The organism is Thauera mechernichensis (assembly GCF_029588855.1).
In the GTDB taxonomy this organism is placed as follows: Bacteria; Pseudomonadota; Gammaproteobacteria; order Burkholderiales; family Rhodocyclaceae; genus Thauera; species Thauera mechernichensis.
In genome coordinates this window covers 1-2,718 of record NZ_JARQZE010000037.1, presented here as the reverse complement: position 1 = coordinate 2,718, position 2,718 = coordinate 1, and the positions used below count along the sequence as shown (strand labels likewise).

The window sequence follows — 2,718 nt, the reverse complement described above, 5'->3', positions numbered from 1 at the left end:
TGTCACTGACCGCCACAATAGAGCCACCGATGATCGGCATATAGAAGCCACTCGAACCGGGCTCTGACGGACGTCGTTGGGGGGTCAAGAATCGATGTTTTTCGGGGTGCTGGCAAGGGCGTTTTTCGCCCGATTCGGACCCTGTCGGGGCGCACGGTAGGAGGCCCCGTCGAGGGTGAGGCAGTAGGCGTTGTGGCGCAGCCGGTCGACGGTCGCGGAGGCGAGCAATCGGTTGCCCGGGAAGGCCTGGTCCCACTCGGTGAAGTCGAGGTTGCTGGTGACGATAGTGGCAGCACGCTCGTAGCGTTCGGCGATGAGGTCGTGTAGATCCTCGTCGGCGGGGGCGCGAAGGGGTTTGAGGCCGAAGTCGTCGATGATGAGCACCGGCACGCGGGCCAGTTGCTGCAGCTTTCGCTCGTAGGTGCCGACCGCGCGCGCCGCGTTCAGGCTGGCGAGCAGTTGCGCGCAGGAGGCGAAGATGACGTCGTGCCCCTGACGCACGGCGCAGTGCCCGAGCGCCTGCGCCAGATGGCTTTTCCCGGTGCCGCAAGGGCCGACGATCAGCACCGGAGCGCGCTCGTCGATGTAGCGCCCGGTGGCGAGATCATGGACCAGGGCGCGGTTGGTCGAGGGCAGGCGGTCGAACTCGAAGCCTTCGAGCGTCTTGGTGGCGCGGAAGGCCGCACGGCGTAGCCGCGTGCCGAACTTCTTCTGCTCGCGCCGGGCGAGCTCGTCCTGGATCAGCAGGGCGAGAAACTCGGTGTAGGCGAGCTTGGCATCGATGGCCTGGCGGTTGCGGGCGTCGAGCGAGTCGAGGATGCCGGAGAGGCGCAACTGCTTGAGCTGCGGCGCCAGTTCGGTGACGGGGTTCATGGTGAGGCTCCTTGGGTGAAGTGGGCGCAGGCTGCGCCCGGGGTCAGTGAAACGTGGGGCCGTCGTCTTCGAACAGCGACGCGGTGGCGCGCGCAAAGCGGGCGCGCCCGGCATAGGGTTCGGGGGTAACGGTTCTCAGCGGCGCGAGGTCGTGACCGCCGGCGAGAATGGTCTTGACGGTGCGGTAGTGCGGGCTGTCGTGCGCGATGGCCCGCTCACAGGCGGCCTCGAGGCGCGCGGCGCCGTACTGGCCCTTCAGTGCGAGCACGCCCTGGGCGGCCCGCAGGCGTTCGCTGACACGGTCTGAGAGCAGTTGCCCGATCAGCTGTGCGCAGGCATCGCCGATCTCGCGGGCCTGCTGCAGACACCAACTGCGGTCGTGCGCGAAGAAGCGCTGGGCGGCCGGCGGCAGATGATCCGAGACGGTGCGCCGCTCGCCGGGGCGCCGCGCGCGGGCATGCGTGGCGACCGGCTTGAAGTCGTGATAGATCGTGACCACGGCGTCGGTGGCCCGCAGCCACAGCGCCTTGCCCACCAGCGCGAAAGGCACCGAGTACAGCGCGCGCTCGAAGCTGACGTGGCAGTCGCGATGTACCGTCACCGCGTGCCAGGTGCCCAGATCCGGCGGCACCTCGGGCAGCGGCAACAAGGTGCTGCGCTCGACCGCGAAGGTGTCGAGCGGGCGCACGCGAGTGGTGCCGTGGATGCGCAGCCCGGCCTCCTTTAGCACCCACTCGCGCGCCTGCGCGTTGAGGTCGGCCAGATCACGGAAGCTGCGCGTGGGCAGGAAGTTGCCCTTCACGTATTTGACGCCGGCCTCGACGATGCCCTTCTTCTGCGGGTCGTGCGGCGGGCAGGCATCGATCCGGAAGCCGTAGCCCTCGGCACACTCGGCGTAGGCGCGCTGCACCTGCGGATCGTGCATGCACGCGCGGGTGATCGCGCACTTGGCGTTGTCGATGATGAGCCGCGCGGGCACGGCACCGAACCACTCGAAGGCGCGACGGTGGCAACCCAGCCAGGTGCGCACGCTCTGGTCCCAGACGAACTCCACGTACTGGTGACGCGAGAAACACAGCGTCATCACGAACGCCCACGTGCGGCGGATCTCGCCCGTGGCGGGGTCGACCAGCTGGGGACCAGCGCCGAAGTCCACCTGCGCGGCCTCGCCCGGCGCGAAGGTGAGGCGCACCGTGGCCTCGGGCGGCTGCTCGCGGCCGATCTGCGCGATCAGCCGGCGCACGCTCGAGTAGTGTCCGGTAAAACCGTGCTCACGCTTGAGCGTGGTGTGGATTACCACGCCAGAGACGCCCTGCCCGAGCCACTGCTCGACCAGCAGCCGGTACGCGGCAATCGAGGACTGGGCCGTCACCGGCAACTTCGGCTGCCCGAGCGCGGCGGCGATCTCGGCGTCCTCGGGCAAGGGCCGCTCGGGATCGAGCCAACCCTGGGCGTGGGCCAGTTGGCGGAACCGGGCCGCCTTGCTGCGCCCCATCAGTTTCGAGCGCGCGATCTCGCGCTCGGAGTCGCCCTGGCGCATGCGCATCAGGGCCTGGCGGTACTCGTACATCTCGATGCTCCTGCGGGCCACCGCCTACCTCCTGCCGAACAAAAAGGCAGCAGGGTAGCGATGGACCGGTCAAGGTCGAGACGTCCGTCAGAGGGGAAGTGGCTCCATTACGCCGATCCGGCGCTGGCCTCTATGTGCCGATCCGCGACTGGCTCCAATATGCCGATCACGGACTGGCCTCAATGTGCCGATCACGGACTGGCTTCTATGTGCCGATCACGCGGTGGCTCCATTGTGCCGATCATCAACTGGCTTCAATGTGCCGGTCGGTGACA

At 68.1% G+C, this 2,718-nt stretch carries 2 protein-coding genes; both read right to left on the bottom strand.

Going from position 1 to position 2,718, the window contains the following annotated elements:
- Window positions 1-84 precede the first annotated feature (84 nt).
- A complete protein-coding gene (istB, locus tag P7F68_RS19810; RefSeq protein ID WP_277835647.1) occupies window positions 85-873 on the bottom strand; it encodes an IS21-like element helper ATPase IstB in 789 nt (262 codons plus the stop codon).
- A 43-nt stretch (window positions 874-916) separates the two neighbouring features.
- Window positions 917-2,443, bottom strand: a complete 1,527-nt coding sequence (gene istA / locus P7F68_RS19805) for an IS21 family transposase (RefSeq protein WP_277835648.1) — start codon at window positions 2,441-2,443, stop codon at window positions 917-919.
- Window positions 2,444-2,718: the final 275 nt, after the last annotated feature.

Coding starts and splice junctions, on each gene's coding strand:
- istB (WP_277835647.1), bottom strand. CDS start 873: ATGAACCCCGTCACCGAACTGGCGCCGCAGCTCAAGCAGTTGCGCCTC.
- istA (WP_277835648.1), bottom strand. CDS start 2,443: ATGTACGAGTACCGCCAGGCCCTGATGCGCATGCGCCAGGGCGACTCC.